Origin of the sequence: Priestia sp. SIMBA_032 (assembly GCF_046535215.1) — a bacterium.
In the GTDB taxonomy this organism is placed as follows: Bacteria; Bacillota; Bacilli; order Bacillales; family Bacillaceae_H; genus Priestia; species Priestia aryabhattai.
Window position 1 is genome coordinate 1 of sequence record NZ_JAWRXD010000665.1, and the last position, 272, is coordinate 272.

Annotated in this window: 1 pseudogene; it reads left to right on the top strand. The window is 64.3% G+C overall.

The window, feature by feature from the left end:
• Positions 1–272 (top strand): annotated as a pseudogene (locus SB717_RS35920) (menaquinone reductase); the annotation flags it as partial.

Genomic DNA, 272 nt, shown 5'->3' on the forward strand with positions numbered 1-272 from the left:
GCGGTCGGCGCCACCATCATCGGCGGCAAAGTGACTGCAGTGCAATGTAATACATCCGACGGCCCGGCCCAGATCGAGGTCGACAAAGTGATCGTCGCCGACGGTGTCCGCTCCGCGCTGGGCACGTCACTGGGTCGGAGCTGGCATCGGAACACCGCCTACGGCGTGGCGGCGCGGGCTTATGTGGAGTCCGGACGTTGTGACGACACCTGGATGGGCTCACACCTGGAATTACGTGATGGCGCCGGTGAGTTGTTGCCCGGTTACGGCTG